At 71.6% G+C, this 13,309-nt stretch carries 11 protein-coding genes; 2 read left to right on the top strand and 9 right to left on the bottom strand.

Annotation, left to right across the window (positions count from 1 at the left end):
• The first annotated feature begins 80 nt into the window (after positions 1-80).
• The gene (locus tag EDD27_RS12855) at positions 81-1,853 is read left to right on the top strand and encodes a serine/threonine-protein kinase (RefSeq protein WP_127932639.1); all 1,773 of its coding nucleotides are present in this window, start codon (positions 81-83) and stop codon (positions 1,851-1,853) included.
• A 9-nt stretch (positions 1,854-1,862) separates the two neighbouring features.
• Here EDD27_RS12855 and EDD27_RS12850 read toward each other — a convergent pair whose 3' ends face one another.
• From EDD27_RS12850 to EDD27_RS12825, 6 genes are all read right to left on the bottom strand, one after another.
• Positions 1,863-2,768, bottom strand: a complete 906-nt coding sequence (locus EDD27_RS12850; protein WP_127932638.1) for a D-isomer specific 2-hydroxyacid dehydrogenase family protein — start codon at positions 2,766-2,768, stop codon at positions 1,863-1,865.
• The gene (locus tag EDD27_RS12845) at positions 2,768-3,391 is read right to left on the bottom strand and encodes a bifunctional 4-hydroxy-2-oxoglutarate aldolase/2-dehydro-3-deoxy-phosphogluconate aldolase (protein ID WP_127932637.1); all 624 of its coding nucleotides are present in this window, start codon (positions 3,389-3,391) and stop codon (positions 2,768-2,770) included. Before EDD27_RS12845 ends, EDD27_RS12850 begins: the two co-directional genes overlap by 1 nt.
• A 147-nt stretch (positions 3,392-3,538) precedes the next feature.
• Positions 3,539-4,453, bottom strand: coding sequence for a sugar kinase (locus tag EDD27_RS12840; protein WP_127932636.1), 915 nt, complete (start codon positions 4,451-4,453; stop codon positions 3,539-3,541).
• A gap of 90 nt (positions 4,454-4,543) precedes the next feature.
• Positions 4,544-5,419, bottom strand: coding sequence for a carbohydrate kinase family protein (locus EDD27_RS12835; RefSeq protein WP_127932635.1), 876 nt, complete (start codon positions 5,417-5,419; stop codon positions 4,544-4,546).
• Between the two features lie 12 nt (positions 5,420-5,431).
• The gene (locus tag EDD27_RS12830; RefSeq protein ID WP_127932634.1) at positions 5,432-6,457 is read right to left on the bottom strand and encodes a LacI family DNA-binding transcriptional regulator; all 1,026 of its coding nucleotides are present in this window, start codon (positions 6,455-6,457) and stop codon (positions 5,432-5,434) included.
• A complete protein-coding gene (locus tag EDD27_RS12825; protein ID WP_127932633.1) occupies positions 6,454-7,932 on the bottom strand; it encodes a glycoside hydrolase family 13 protein in 1,479 nt (492 codons plus the stop codon). The genes EDD27_RS12830 and EDD27_RS12825 overlap by 4 nt, the downstream gene beginning before the upstream one ends.
• A gap of 231 nt (positions 7,933-8,163) precedes the next feature.
• On the opposite strand from EDD27_RS12825, the gene EDD27_RS12820 reads away from it, so the two are divergent.
• A complete protein-coding gene (locus EDD27_RS12820; protein WP_127932632.1) occupies positions 8,164-9,447 on the top strand; it encodes an ABC transporter ATP-binding protein in 1,284 nt (427 codons plus the stop codon).
• Positions 9,448-9,453: 6 nt separating this feature from the next.
• On the opposite strand, the gene EDD27_RS12815 is transcribed toward EDD27_RS12820, so the two are convergent.
• From EDD27_RS12815 to EDD27_RS12805, 3 genes are all read right to left on the bottom strand, one after another.
• Positions 9,454-10,098, bottom strand: coding sequence for a Uma2 family endonuclease (locus tag EDD27_RS12815; RefSeq protein ID WP_127932631.1), 645 nt, complete (start codon positions 10,096-10,098; stop codon positions 9,454-9,456).
• 109 nt (positions 10,099-10,207) lie between these two features.
• On the bottom strand, positions 10,208-11,395 hold the full coding sequence (locus EDD27_RS12810) for a hypothetical protein (RefSeq protein WP_127932630.1): 1,188 nt from the start codon (positions 11,393-11,395) through the stop codon (positions 10,208-10,210).
• Between the two features lie 425 nt (positions 11,396-11,820).
• The gene (locus tag EDD27_RS12805) at positions 11,821-13,137 is read right to left on the bottom strand and encodes an acyltransferase family protein (RefSeq protein ID WP_127932629.1); all 1,317 of its coding nucleotides are present in this window, start codon (positions 13,135-13,137) and stop codon (positions 11,821-11,823) included.
• Positions 13,138-13,309: the final 172 nt, after the last annotated feature.

The raw sequence follows: 13,309 nt of genomic DNA, 5'->3' as shown, positions 1-13,309 counted from the left end.
GGTACAAACGGGATGCCCCGGGCGGCCGTACGGTTCGGGGTTGCCACAACACGAGGGGCCGGCTGGAGGATCGGTTCGGGTTGAGACGGGATGACGACGGCGAGAGGACGGCGACATTGGGGCGCTCCGCAGGCACTCCGCTGAAGCCGGAAGACCCGCCGGCGATCGGTCCCTACGAGCTGATCAGCCGTCTCGGCTCCGGCGGCATGGGCGTGGTCTACCTCGCCAAGGCCGCCGACGGGTCGCGCGTGGCGCTCAAGGCGATCCGCAGGGACTTCACCGCCGACCCGGTCTATCGCGCGCGTTTCCACGAGGAGGTCTCCAACGCACGCAAGGTGGCCTCGTTCTGCACGGCGCGGGTGCTCGACCACGGCGAGGACCGGGGTGTGCTCTACCTCGTCACCGAATACATCGACGGCATCTCGCTGGAAGACCATCTGATCGAGCACGGGGCGTTGTCGCCGTCCGTGCTGCACGCCGCCGCCGTCGGCGTGGCGGCGGCGCTGACCGCGATCCACGCGGCGGGGCTCGTGCACCGCGACCTCAAGCCGGCGAACGTCATGCTGACGCTGGCCGGGCCGCGGGTGATCGACTTCGGGCTCGCGCGGTCCACGCACGTCGACTCCCGGCACACGAACGCCAACATGGTCATGGGCACACCCGGATGGATCGCTCCCGAGCAGGTCTTCGAGGGGCGGACCAGCCCGGCGGGGGACGTGTTCGCGTGGGGGTCGCTGATCGCGTACGCGGGGCTGGGCGGGCATCCGTTCGGCGAGGGGGACGCGTACGTGATGGCGGCCCGGGCCCGTACCGCGCCGCCCGACCTGCGGGGGTTGCCCACGCCGCTGGACCGGCTTGTGGCGGCGGCCATCCACCCCGACCCGGCGCGGCGGCCGACGGCCAGGCAGCTGCTGCTGGAGCTGGTGGAGGCCGCCGACGAGCCGGCGGCGCAGCTGGCGGCGACCAAGCACCTGACCAACGCGTGGAACCCGTCGGAGTTCGCGCCGCTCGCCCACGGGCCGCACGTGGTCCCGCCACCGGAACGCACCGGCCCCGTCCCGGGACCCGCCCGCCCGCCGCGCCCGGACGCCCGCGCGCCGCACGTGGACGGTCCCGGCCATGGCCCGCGCCCGGACGGTCCCGGCCGCGGCCCGCACATGCCGCCGCCGGCCGAGCGCACCGGGCCGACGCCGGGAGCCGCGCGGGGCCCCCAGCTGCCACACCCCGAGCGCACGGGACCCGTGCCGGGCGTGGCACCGCAGCCGCCTGGGCAGGTGCCGCATCCTGAGCGGACCGGGCCGTTGCCGAGGGGGCGGGCGCCGCTTCCGCACCACGCGACGACCGGCCAGGGGCCGTTGCCGGGCTACCGGCCCGCCCGCCCGAAGCGGGGCGTGTTCGCGGGCTGCCTGACCGCCCTGGTGATCGCGGCCGTGCTGCTGGTCCTGCTGCTGGTGGCGCTGGCCTCGTTATTCCGCTCCCCGCCGGCCGGCGCAGACGGCCCGGTGCAGGACGGCAAGCTGAGGTTCGCCGTGACGAGCACGACGTGCCCCAAGCCCGCCAAGGACGCGACGAAGCGCACCTGCCGGATCGGCGTGAAGATCAACAACGTCGGCCACGAGGCCAGGGTGCTCTACCCGGGCCAGCAGAAGCTGATCGACGAGGACGACGTGCTGCACGGCGGCACCATGCTGCTCGACAAGAACGGCAAGGAGATCATGCCGATCCGCATCGAGCCCGGCGGCGCGTTCACCGGCACGCTGGTGTTCGATCTGCCGAAGAACCTCAAGCCCACGGGCCTGGAGGTGCACGACTCCGGACTGAGCGCGGGAGCCAGGATCAACCTGGACTCCTAGAAGCGACTTCTAGAAGCCTTCGGACGGGCTGACCCGGCCTTCCAGCGGCGCACCCTCGGCGAGGCGCCGCACGTTGGCGGTGACGCGCTCGGCCAGGCCGCGCCAGTAGGCGGGACGCGGGTTCGCGCAGTGCGGTGTGATCAGCACGTTCTCCATGCCCCACAGCGGATGCCCGTCGGGCAGCGGCTCGGGGTCGGTCACGTCCAGCGCCGCGCCGCCGATGCGGCCCGCGCGCAGCGCCGCCACCAGGTCGTCGGTCACGACGAGCCCGCCGCGGGCGACGTTCACCAGCCAGGCGCTCTCGCGCATGAGCGCGAACTCCGGTGCGCCGATCATGCCTCTCGTGTCGGGCGTGGCGGGCGCGGCCACCACCACGTAGTCGGCCTCCGGCAGCGCCTCGCGGTAGCGGGCGCGTGGCACGACCTTGGCGGCGCCGGGCACGTCGCCCCGGTCGGTGACCGCGACGACCGTGCAGCCGAACGGCTCCAGCATGCGGATGAGCGCCCGGCCGATGCCGCCGCAGCCCACGATCGCGACGGTGGAGCCGGCGAACTCCTGGGACGCGTTGGGCCCCCACCGGGTGGCTCTGGCGAGCCGGTGCAGCCCGCGCGCGGCCGTCAGCATCAGGGCGAGCGCGTGCTCGGCCACGGCGGGGCCGTACGAGCCGGCGGCGGCGGTGAAGACCGGGTCATCGGTGATGACGCCGGCATCGGCCCACCGCTCGATACCGGCGTGCGGCAGCTGCACCCACCGGATGCCGTCGTGGATCATGGAGCGCACCTCGTCGGGATCGTCGTTGCCGTAGTAGACGATCGCCTCGGCGCGCTCCAGCGGCACCACTTCACCGCCGCCGCGGCGTACCGCGTCGATGAGGACCGGCACGGGCTGAGGCCCGACGTAAACGGCGACGGTCATCACCGCACCTCCTCGGCGAGCCTGGCCAGCAGGGCGGCCACGCGCCGGCCGGCGGCCTCGGCGCCGCCGGAGGTGAGCGCGGAGCCCATGCCGCAGGCCACGGCGCCGGCCGCGATCCACTCCGGCGCGTTGTCGATGGTGACGCCTCCGGTGGGGATGGCGGGGACCTGGGGCAGCGCGGCCCGTACGTCACGCAGCCAGGACGGCGACACCGCGGAGGCCGGGAAGATCTTCACCGCGTCCGCGCCTTCCTCCAAGGCGCGGACGATCTCGGTCGGGGTCGAGACGCCCGGGAAGACCGGCACGCCGTAGCGGTGGCCGGCGCGGATCACCTCGGGGTGCAGGTTGGGCGAGACGAGGAAACGCGCGCCGGACTCCACGGCGGCTCGGGCGGCGGCGGCGTCGAGCACGGTGCCCGCGCCGACGAGCGCTCCTGGCCGCTGTTCGGTGAGCCGCGCGACGGCGGTGAGGGCGCGCGGCGTGGTGAGCGCCACCTCGACGGCCCGCAGCCCGGCGTCCAGCACGGCCTCGGCGGCGGCCACCGCCTCGCCGGGCCCGGCGGCCCTGACGATCCCGAACACCCGCTGCTCGGTGACGGCCTGGACGATCTCCCAGCGGAACATGGTTTCCCTTCTCACGGTGTACGGTCCGCGCACGCGGTGACCGTTCTGCCCCGCCTCGGCGAACCGGCGTCAACGGTGCACGTTCTCCCCTGCCTCGGCGAACCGACGCTTAACGGGGCACGTTCCCTCCGCCTCGGTGATCCCGCGCTAACGGTGCACGGTCTCCCCCGCCTCGGTGGACGCGGCCAGCGCGCGGTCCAGGCCCGCCCGGTCGGGCAACCCGTCGATGTCGTTGGCGCACTGCACCACGAGCGCCGCCACGGCCGCGCCCTCGCGCAGGCAGGTCTCGTACGGCATCCCGCGCAACATCCCCGACAGGAACCCGGCCGCGAACGCGTCCCCGGCCCCCACGGGGTCGGTCACGGGCACCGAGAACGCCTCCTGCCGCAGCCCGGCGCAGCCGGCCGACTTGTCGCGGTGCTTGACCACGGCGAGGCCGGGCAGCCCGCCCGGGTCCACCTGGAGCAGCTCCAGCTCGTCCTCACCGGCGAACACCACGTCGGCGCGGGCCATGAGCGGCGCGACCCGCTCCCGCCACCGATCGGGCGGGCCGAGCTTGAGCCGGACGTTCGGGTCGATGGAGATCGTGGCGCCCGCGTCCCTGGCGAGATCGAGCAGCCGGACCGTGGCGAGGTGCGCCGAGTCCGACAACATCGGCGTGATGCCAGTGACGTGGACGAGCCGCGCGCCGTCCACCATCTCGGAGGTCAGCTCGTCGGGCGTCAGCCGGGAGGCGGCCGAGCCGGCGCGGTAGTACTGGACGTCGATCGCCCGCGAGGGGTGGCTGTCACGCAGCAGCAGCCCGGTGGGGGCGTGCGGATCCACGACGGCGTGGCGGGTGTCGATGCCGTCGGCACGCAGCATGGCCAGCACCGACTTGCCTGCCGGGTCCGCGCCCACCCGCCCGAGCCAGCGCACCGGGTGACCCAGTCTGGCCAGCCCGGCGGCCACGTTCGACTCGGCGCCCGCGACCGAGCGGCGGAAGGCGGTGGCCCGCTCGAGCGGGATGCCCGGCTCGGCCAGCATCAGCAGCATCGCCTCACCGCACACCACGACGCTCACGAACGGGACTCCTCAGCCAACCGCTGGATCATGTGTCCCAATAGTAGTACCAAATCACGTTTGTCCAGCGGGGAGGCACTCCGGCCGGCCTCAAACGGCGCTGGCCCGGCTCAGCAGGAGGGACTCCGTGATCGGGGACTCGTGGGTGCCGGCGACCGTGCAGGCGTGTGCCCCGGCGAGCGAGCCCAGCCTGACACACTCCTCCAGCGGCCTGCCGCGCAGCATGCCGTACAGCAAGCCGGAGACGAACGCGTCCCCCGCGCCGTTGCTGTCGGCCACCGGCCCAGGCAGCGGAGCGGCTGGGAAGGCGCGCACGTCGGAGTCGCGGGTCAGCACGAGACACCCGCCGGCGCCGCGCGTGCAGACGACCGTGTGGGCACGGCCGTGCGCGAGGATGCCGCGCATCGTGGCGGCCGGGTCCCGCAGCGCGGCGGCCGACAAGAACACCACGTCGGACCGGTAGGCGAAGTCCTTGTGGTAGTCGTCGGCGCCGTCCCAGTCGTGCAGGTCCGTGGAGGTCGGCACGCCGTCCAGATCGGGGAAGACGTGACGGCAGAAGTCCATGATCGACAGATGGGCGTGCCTGGGCCGGACGTTCGCGTACAGATCCTGGGGCAGGCGCTCGCCGGGCGTCACCTTGGCGTCGTAGAAGGAGGTGCGGCGGCCGTCGGGGCCCACGAGCAGCACGCTCCTGCGGGTGCCCGCCTCCGCCCGCCCCCAGGAGCAGTCAAGATCGCGCAGCGCGTGCCGGATCAGCGCCCCCTGCGGATCGTCGCCGATCAGGTCGGCGAACGCGACGTCCATCCCGAGCGCGTGGCAGCCGAGCGCCACCCCCGCGCCGGTGTTGCCGATCCGGTCGACGACGGGTGGCACCGGGTAGGTGTCCTTGTACGGCAGCGGCAGCTCCGGTACGTACACCGTCGTGTCGACCCCCGCGCCGCCGAGGACCAAGATGTCGTGCGTCACGTGTTCATGACCTCACCGGTTGACCAGGGGACCCGAGCCGGTGGAGCCGCGGACCACCAGCTCCGGCTGGAAGATCAGCTCGACGTGCTTGGCGGGCGCGCCGCTGACCTCCTCGAGCAGCGTCTGCACGGCCGCCGAGGCCATGGCGCCTATCGGCTTGCGCACGGTCGTCAGCGGCGGGTCGGTGAACGCGATCAGCGGCGAGTCGTCGAACCCGACCACGGACACCTCCCCCGGCACCGACAGCCCCTTCTCCCTGCAGGCCCGGATCGCGCCGAGCGCCATCAGGTCGCTCGCGCACACGATGCCGGTGCAGCCGCGGGTGAGCAGCTGGGCGGCGGCCGCCTGACCGCCTTCGACCGAGAACAGCGAGTGCGCGATCAGGTCGTCCACGTCGGCCGCGCCGAGCAACTGCGCCATGGCCTGCTTGAATCCCTCGATCTTCCTGATCACCGGCACGAACCTGCGCGGCCCCAGCGCCAGCCCGATCCGCTCGTGGCCGAGATCGACGAGGTGCTGCACGGACAGCCGCACGGCCATGCGGTCGTCGGGCGAGATGAAGGGCGCGTCGATGTGCTCGCTGTAGCCGTCGACCAGCACGATCGGCAACCCGCGGTCGACCAGGCGGGTGTAGCGGTCCATCCGCGCGGTCGTGTCGGCGTGCAGGCCCGACATGAAGACGATGCCGCTCACCCCGCGGTCCACGAGCAGCTCGGTGAACTCGTCCTCGGGAGCGCCGCCGGGCAGCTGCGTGCACAACACCGGCGTGTAGCCGTGCTGGGTCAGAGCCTTCTCGATGGCCTGGGCGAAGGCAGGGAAGATCGGGTTGTCCAGCTCGGGCGTCACCAGGCCGACCAGACCGTTGCTGCGCTGCCGCAGCCGCGGCGGGCGCTCGTAGCCCATGAGGTCGAGCGCGGTCATCACCGCCTGGCGGGTGGAGGCGGAGACCCCGGGTTTGCCGTTGAGCACCCGGCTGACCGTGGCCTCACTCACCCCGGCCTGGGCGGCGATGTCGGCAAGGCGAGCGTGACCATTCATGCTCCACACTTTACTTTCAACCAGGCCGCCGAATCGGCTGCTCCAGGCTCGGCCGAGGCCAGCAGCAGCTCTCCGTCGAGGCCGAAGTCCACGGGCGTTTCCGTCAGGTTGACGGCGCACACCAGATCGCCCCGGGAGAAGACCAGCGTGCCCTCCGGAGAGTCGTGCCAGGTCAGGTCCCCGTCGAAGGTACGCCGCAGCCGCAGCGCCGCCCGATACAGCTCGAGCGTCGAGCCGGGGACGCCGTCCTGGGCCTCCACGCTCAGCTCCGCCCAGTCCGCCGGGATCGGCAACCACGGGTTGACCCAGCCGGACTCCGGGCTCCGGCGCGTCCAGGGCATCGGCACCCGGCAGCCGTCGCGCCCGCTGTCGGGGTCGCGCAGCCGCTGCGGGTCCTGGCACACCTCGGCCGGCAGGTCGAGCACCTCGGGCAGGCCCAGCTCCTCGCCCTGGTAGACGTACGCCGAGCCGGGCAGCGCGAGGGTCAGCAACGCGGCCGCGCGCGCCCTGGCCAGGCCGCCGTAGCGGGTCACGTGCCGCTTGACGTCGTGGTTGGACAACACCCAGGTGGTCGGCGCACCCACGGAGGCGGCGGTGGCCAGCGAGGAGTCGATCACCTCGCGGAGCTCGGCGGCGTCCCACGGCGCGAACAGGTAATGGAAGTTGAACGCCTGGTGCAGCTCGTCCGGGCGGACGTACATCGCCAGCCGCTCGGGCGTGGGCGCCCACGCCTCGGCCACGCCGATCCGCTCGCCGGGATAGGAGTCGAGCACGCGTCGCCAGGCCCGGTGGATCTCGTGCACGCCGTCGTTGTCGAAGAACGGCACCGGCTCTCGTCCGACCATCCTGGCCTGGTTGCCCTTGCCGATGTCGGGCAGTCCCGGCGGCTTGACCATGCCGTGCGCCACGTCCACCCGGAAGCCGTCCACGCCCAGGTCGAGCCAGAACCGCAGGATCGACTCGAACTCGCCCCGCACCTCGTCGTTGTCCCAGTTGAGATCCGGCTGGGCGGGGTCGAACAGGTGCAGATACCACTGCCCGTCGGCGACCTGCGTCCAGGCCGGGCCGCCGAAGATCGACTCCCAGTCGTTGGGCCGGTCGCGGAAGATGTAGCGATCACGGTTCTCGCCCCGCAACGCCTCCTGGAACCAGGGATGAGCGGACGAGGTGTGGTTCGGGACGATGTCCACGATCACGCGCAGCCCCTGCTGGTGCGCCTCGTCGATGAGCGCCTTGGCGTCGGCGAGGGTGCCGAAGAGCGGGTCGACGTCGCGGTAGTCGGCCACGTCGTAGCCGAAGTCGGCCATGGGCGAGCGGTGGAACGGCGTCAGCCAGACGGCGTCCACGCCCAGCCCCGCCAGGTACGGCAGGCGATCGCGGATGCCGATCAGGTCGCCGACGCCATCGCCGTCCCCGTCGGCGAAGCTGCGCACGTACACCTGGTAGATCACGGCGTTCCGCCACCACGCGGTCATGGTCACCCCCCTGGAATGTTGCGACTATGAAAGCGGTTTCCGCAACTTTACGCAACTCCTTCCATCCACCACCAATACGGAAATTTCGGTGTACGGTCGCCCAAAACCCCCGTCCGAAACTGCCTGGAGGGAGATTCTTTATGTCAAGGGTGGACATGCGGCGTTAAGGCGCGATGTACTACCTCTTCAATCAGCCCCGTCACAGGTGACACGCGCGCAAGGTGTGGGCCCATGAGCTCGGTCGTTCTCGACAAAGTGACCAAGGTGTATCCGGGCGGCTACCTCGCAGTCGACCGGCTCAGCCTGCGTGCCGAAGACGGCGAGTTCCTCGTCCTCCTCGGCCCTTCCGGCTGCGGCAAGTCCACGTTGCTCCGGATGATCGCGGGCTTGGAGGAAATCACCCAAGGTGAGCTCTGGCTGGACGGGGAGATCGCCAACCACCTGGCGCCACGCGACCGCGACGTCGCCATGGTGTTCCAGAACGGCGCCCTGTACCCGCACCGGACCGTGCGGGGCAACATCGCCTTCCCCTTGGAGATCGCCAAGTCGGACCCGGCGATGGTGCGCGAGCGGGTCACGGAGTTATCGAAGGCGTTACACATCGACGAGACGCTGGATCGCCGGCCGGGCACGCTGTCCGGCGGCCAGCGCCAGCGGGTCGCGATGGGGCGGGCGATCGTGCGCCAGCCCAAGCTGTTCCTCATGGACGAGCCGCTGTCGAATCTCGACGCCGGCATGCGCACCGAGTTGCGCATGGAGATCTCCGCGCTGGTCAGGTCCCTCGGCGTCACCACGATCTACGTGACGCACGACCAAGTGGAGGCGCTCACGCTGGCCGACAGGATCGCCATCCTGAATCGCGGCGTCCTGCAGGACGTGGGTACTCCGGCCCAAATTTACAACGATCCAGCCACGGCGTTCGTGGCGGCGTTCCTCAACTCCCAGCAGTTGAACCTGTTGGCGGCCATGGTCAGGACGCCGCAGAACCAGTACGTGATGCTCGACTTCGGCCCGCACCAGCTGACGCTCCCGTGGAGCGATCCGCGGGCCTACGCCATCTCTCAGCACACGGGCGGCCACGTGCTGGTGGGGATGCGGCCCGACGGGCTGGCGCCGGTGCCGGAGACGTACGAGGGGCCGGCGTTCTTCGGGCGGGTGCGGGCGCTGGAGTACCACGGGCACGAGTGGCTGGCGTACCTGGAGTGCGGCATGCCCGCCGTCCCGGTGCCCGAGCCGCCGGAACGGACCGGGCGGGTCAACGGCGTCAAGAACGGCTCGGGCAAGCTGTCGGGGCTGATGCGGCGGATGTTCTCGCCTCCGAAGGAGGAGCATCAGGAGCAGGAACGCGTGGGCCACAACCCGAACAGCGGCATCCACCGCCGTTCCGACCTGATCATCCGCCTGGGCAACCGGCCGGTCTGGCGGGCCGGCGATGCCGCCAAGGTCGCTGTCGACCTCTCCCGCATCATGATCTTCACCCCCGACGGCGCCCGCATCGACCCACCGCGCCGCTAGCGCCGTTTACTCCACGCCCACGAGCATGGCCGGGTCGAAGGAGACAGGGAAGGGTTGGGTGATCATCAGCATGTCGCCCGCCTTTGCCTCTTCCACCAACTCATAGCCCTGCGCTCTCAGGTTGAAGACCTCCACACGCGGCGCATCGCCGCCCTGAAGATCGACCCTGACAAAGACCGGGATGCCTGCCGCAGCATACTTGGGCGGCTTGATCTCGTAGTCGCGCCGACGGTTCCCCTTGCCCGGACTGACGACCTCCACTACGCACACGACCTCGTCGGCAGAGACCTTGGCGAGCCCTGCCGCTATCGCCTTGGCATCCCCCACCACGATGTCAGGAATGAGGCCATCCTCGCCGGCCTGAAGGTTGAGCGTCTCAACCACCTCGAGGCCCCGGGGGCGCGCCTCGTCCAGAATACGGACCAGGCGCTTCGCCGCGAGTGCATGATCGGACTTTGGCATGGGACTCACGACGAAACTCCCGTCGATCAACTCGATCCGCTCCCCGGTTTCGGGCAGCTTGAGCCAGTCCTCGACGGTGTAGCCCTCGTTGGTGGACGGTAGCGCGAAAAGCCTGACACGCCATGGTGGCGGATGAGCAACCAGCCACCCATCCTCCGGCAAAGCAGTCATCGCCTCATCGCCTTCCATAGGTCGAGTCTCGCACGCACAGCAAGTGGAGCCAACTGTAGCGGAACGAGCACGCCTAGTGACGGCGTCACGTTACCGTGCCTTTACCGGCTCTGTCAGCTGATTCGGATCACGAGGCAAGCGTCCATCGGGGCCCGTCCGGGGTGTCCTCCACTGCGACGCCCCCTGCCAGCATCGCCGTCCGCAACGCGTCCGCCACGTCGTACTGCCCCTCCTGCCGCAGCTGCGCCCGGAGGGCGAGGAGCGACTCCACCAGCGAGCGCAGCCCCTGGGAACGCAGGCCGGCCGTCGAGGCGAGCTCGCCGAGGCGGGCGATGAGCAGCCGCATCAGCTCCCTGGCCTGGTCCACCCCACCGGCGTCCTCCTCCGTGTCGGCCGCCCACTTGACGAGTTCGGCCTCGAGGTCGAGCACGGTCTGGGCGGCCGCTACCATGTCCGGCCGGGCCGCGGCCGCCTTGAACCGCTCCTCGCAGGACCGGATCGTCTCCTCCAGCGTCACCTCGGCAGGCGCCGCCGCCGGGGCGACCGGCGGCGACGCGGAGCCGCCCGCGCCGCCCTCGGCCAGGCGTCGGATCCCGGCCAGATCGGTACGGGTGCCGGACGGCAACACCACCGCCGACCCCGGCCGCCGGACGGTCAGCCCGCCCCGGCCCGCGACCTGCACCGTCTCGCTCTCCAGGTCGATGATGACCGCCGTGTGCTCGTCGAGCCCCAGGACCGCGGTGCCGTCCGGCAACTCGCGCTCCATGCGGGACAGCCGGCGCTCGCCCAGGTAGCAGTAGCGGGTGTCGTGGGTGCCGCCCTCAGCGTTGTCGAAGTGCGGGATCAGCACGGCCTGCAGGCCCAGCGGCTCCAGCAGGCCGATGCCCTCCCTCCAATGGGGCTCCGCGCCGACCTTGTAGATCTCGTAGACCGGCACGGTGGCCAGCCCCGCCGTGCAGGCCGCCGCCGAGGCCAGCACGGTCACCCCTTGACGTGCGCGGACGCGGGCCCGCAGGTCGCCGGCCACGCCGGAGTCCGTCCACCGGTCCAGCGCGTACGTCGGGCTTCCCGGACCCGAGAACACCCAGTCGGCGCCAGTGATCCCAGCCGTCACCTCGACGTCCAGGCCGACGCTGCGGGCGAAGTATCGGCAGGCACGGGCGGAGATGTCGGCGCGGTTTTCCTGGAAGGCGTACGGAGTGTCGAGCAGCACGGCCCGCGCTCCGGCGCGCAGGGTCCGCACCGCGGCGCGGTGGACCTCGACCATGGTCGGGCTCGTCTCGCCCGACCCCATCAGCACCAGCAAACCCGGCATGGCTGTCGGCCTCTCTTTCGCACGCCATCGACTACAGCCGGGCTCGCCGCGCTGTTCAAGACCAGAAGACATATGCGTTGTGGACGTAGTTGCATATGATTAGCAGTAAGTCGTCGGTGGTGACGGGGAGACACGTGGTCTCGGTTGAGACGCTCATGCTACGGGTGGGCACCGACAATCGCTGGGCGTACCGGCATGCCATCACCCGGCTGGGACGCGGCGAGCGTCCGGACGAGGCCGCGCGGCGGCTCAGCGGCGTGCCGGCCGCCGATCCGGACACCGTCCTGCATTCCACCAGCTGGCGGCACGAGCCGGACGGCCGGATCGTGCTGACCTACGCCGTCTGCCCGGATCCGTCGCCCTGGCTGCCCGCGGTCGAGGTGCCCGTGCTGGAGATCGCCCGCGGCGAGTCGCCCGCCACGCCGTCACCTGACCACGTCGTCCTGGCCAACGTGGTCGCCCACGCCGTCAGGCACCTCGCCTTCCTGGTGGCGGAGGACCCCGTCGTCGCCCGGGTCCTGTCCGGCCACCCCCGGATCGGCCCGGCGCTGGAGCCCGCGGGCGTCCCGGCCTGAGAGCCGGCGGCCCAGCGCCTGGCCCGGCCGTTCGATGAAGCGGTAGGCCAGCGCGCTCACGCCCAGCACCACGGCCAGGGCCAGCGCCGCCATGGCCACCTGGTACGGCAGGTCCGCCTGCCGCAGGTCTCCGGTGATCTCCACGAAGTACTTCAGCAGCGGATGGTGCACCAGGTAGAGCGAGTAGCTGACCAGCCCCAGCCAGACGAGGATCCTGGGCAGCCGCCGCCCGCGCAGCGCCATCGCGCCCGCGAACGTGGCTCCGGCCAGCGCGATCGTGGTCAGCCACACGTCGGCCTGCACCCACCACCAGCCGCTCTCGATGGCCCACAGAGGCGCGATCGCCACCAGCGCCGTCGTGACCGCCACCGGCCACAGCCCGCCCGCTCCGCGTTCCCACCGGTGGATCGCCGTGCCCGCGAACATGACCGCCAGCACCGCCGTCCCCAGCCACGGCACCCGGCTGCTCAGCAGCAGCGCCGCCAGCGCCATCAGACCGAGCAGGCAGGCGGCGGCCGTACGGGCCCGGCCCCACATCACGCAGGCCAGCCCGGCCGCGAACACCCCGGCCGACACGTATGCCGGCCACCCGCCCACGAGCACCGCACCCGACGCCACCAGCCCCACGACCACGGCCCCGGCCGCGAACACCATGGACAACTGTCCGCTGCGCTGGTGTCCACCGGCCAGGAACAGCGCGGTGACCAGCAGGTAGAACACCATCTCGTACGACAGCGTCCACATCGTGTCGGCCACGCCGCCCACGCTCACGACGTCGAGCAACATGGTCGCATGCGCCGCCACCGCGCTCCCGTCGCGCGGCACCTCCCCGCGCACCGGCACCCACCATGCCAGGGTGAGCACCAGGACGATCACGCTCAGATAGAGCGGGTAGAGGCGGAAGATCCGGCTGATCCAGAAGGCGCGCACATCGCCGTGCCGCTCCAGCGACGTGGGAATGATGTAGCCGCTGACCAGGAAGAACACCAAGATGCCGTAGACGCCCAGATTGAACCAGTATGGCCTGAGGTCCGGGAGGAACCACGGGAGGAGGTGCTCGGCCACGACGGCTAGCGCGCCGATCCCGCGCAGCGCGTCCAGCCAGGCCAGCCTGGCGGTTGACGAGGCAGGCTGGGCGAGGGCGGGGGCGGCGGCGGACACCCGCATCAACATACCCGTACCGGGCCCGGTGATGCGGCGAGGTCCCCGCCCCCGGCCGGCCTTCCCATCCGGCTCCCCGCCCGCCGGCGCCCGCCCCGACGGCACAGCGCCCCCGCTGACACCTCACCCGACGGCACACGTCAGCGCCACCCGCCGGCCACACACCCCCACGGCACAC

Source organism: Nonomuraea polychroma (genome assembly GCF_004011505.1).
Taxonomy (GTDB): Bacteria; Actinomycetota; Actinomycetes; order Streptosporangiales; family Streptosporangiaceae; genus Nonomuraea; species Nonomuraea polychroma.
The sequence above is the reverse complement of the archived record's forward strand: the minus strand, read 5'-3'. Positions and strand labels throughout refer to the sequence as shown.

Coding starts and splice junctions, on each gene's coding strand:
- EDD27_RS12825 (WP_127932633.1), bottom strand. CDS start 7,932: ATGACCGCGTGGTGGCGGAACGCCGTGATCTACCAGGTGTACGTGCGC.
- EDD27_RS12850 (WP_127932638.1), bottom strand. CDS start 2,768: ATGACCGTCGCCGTTTACGTCGGGCCTCAGCCCGTGCCGGTCCTCATC.
- EDD27_RS12815 (WP_127932631.1), bottom strand. CDS start 10,098: ATGGAAGGCGATGAGGCGATGACTGCTTTGCCGGAGGATGGGTGGCTG.
- EDD27_RS12810 (WP_127932630.1), bottom strand. CDS start 11,395: ATGCCGGGTTTGCTGGTGCTGATGGGGTCGGGCGAGACGAGCCCGACC.
- EDD27_RS12830 (WP_127932634.1), bottom strand. CDS start 6,457: ATGAATGGTCACGCTCGCCTTGCCGACATCGCCGCCCAGGCCGGGGTG.
- EDD27_RS12805 (WP_127932629.1), bottom strand. CDS start 13,137: ATGCGGGTGTCCGCCGCCGCCCCCGCCCTCGCCCAGCCTGCCTCGTCA.
- EDD27_RS12820 (WP_127932632.1), top strand. CDS start 8,164: ATGAGCTCGGTCGTTCTCGACAAAGTGACCAAGGTGTATCCGGGCGGC.
- EDD27_RS12845 (WP_127932637.1), bottom strand. CDS start 3,391: ATGTTCCGCTGGGAGATCGTCCAGGCCGTCACCGAGCAGCGGGTGTTC.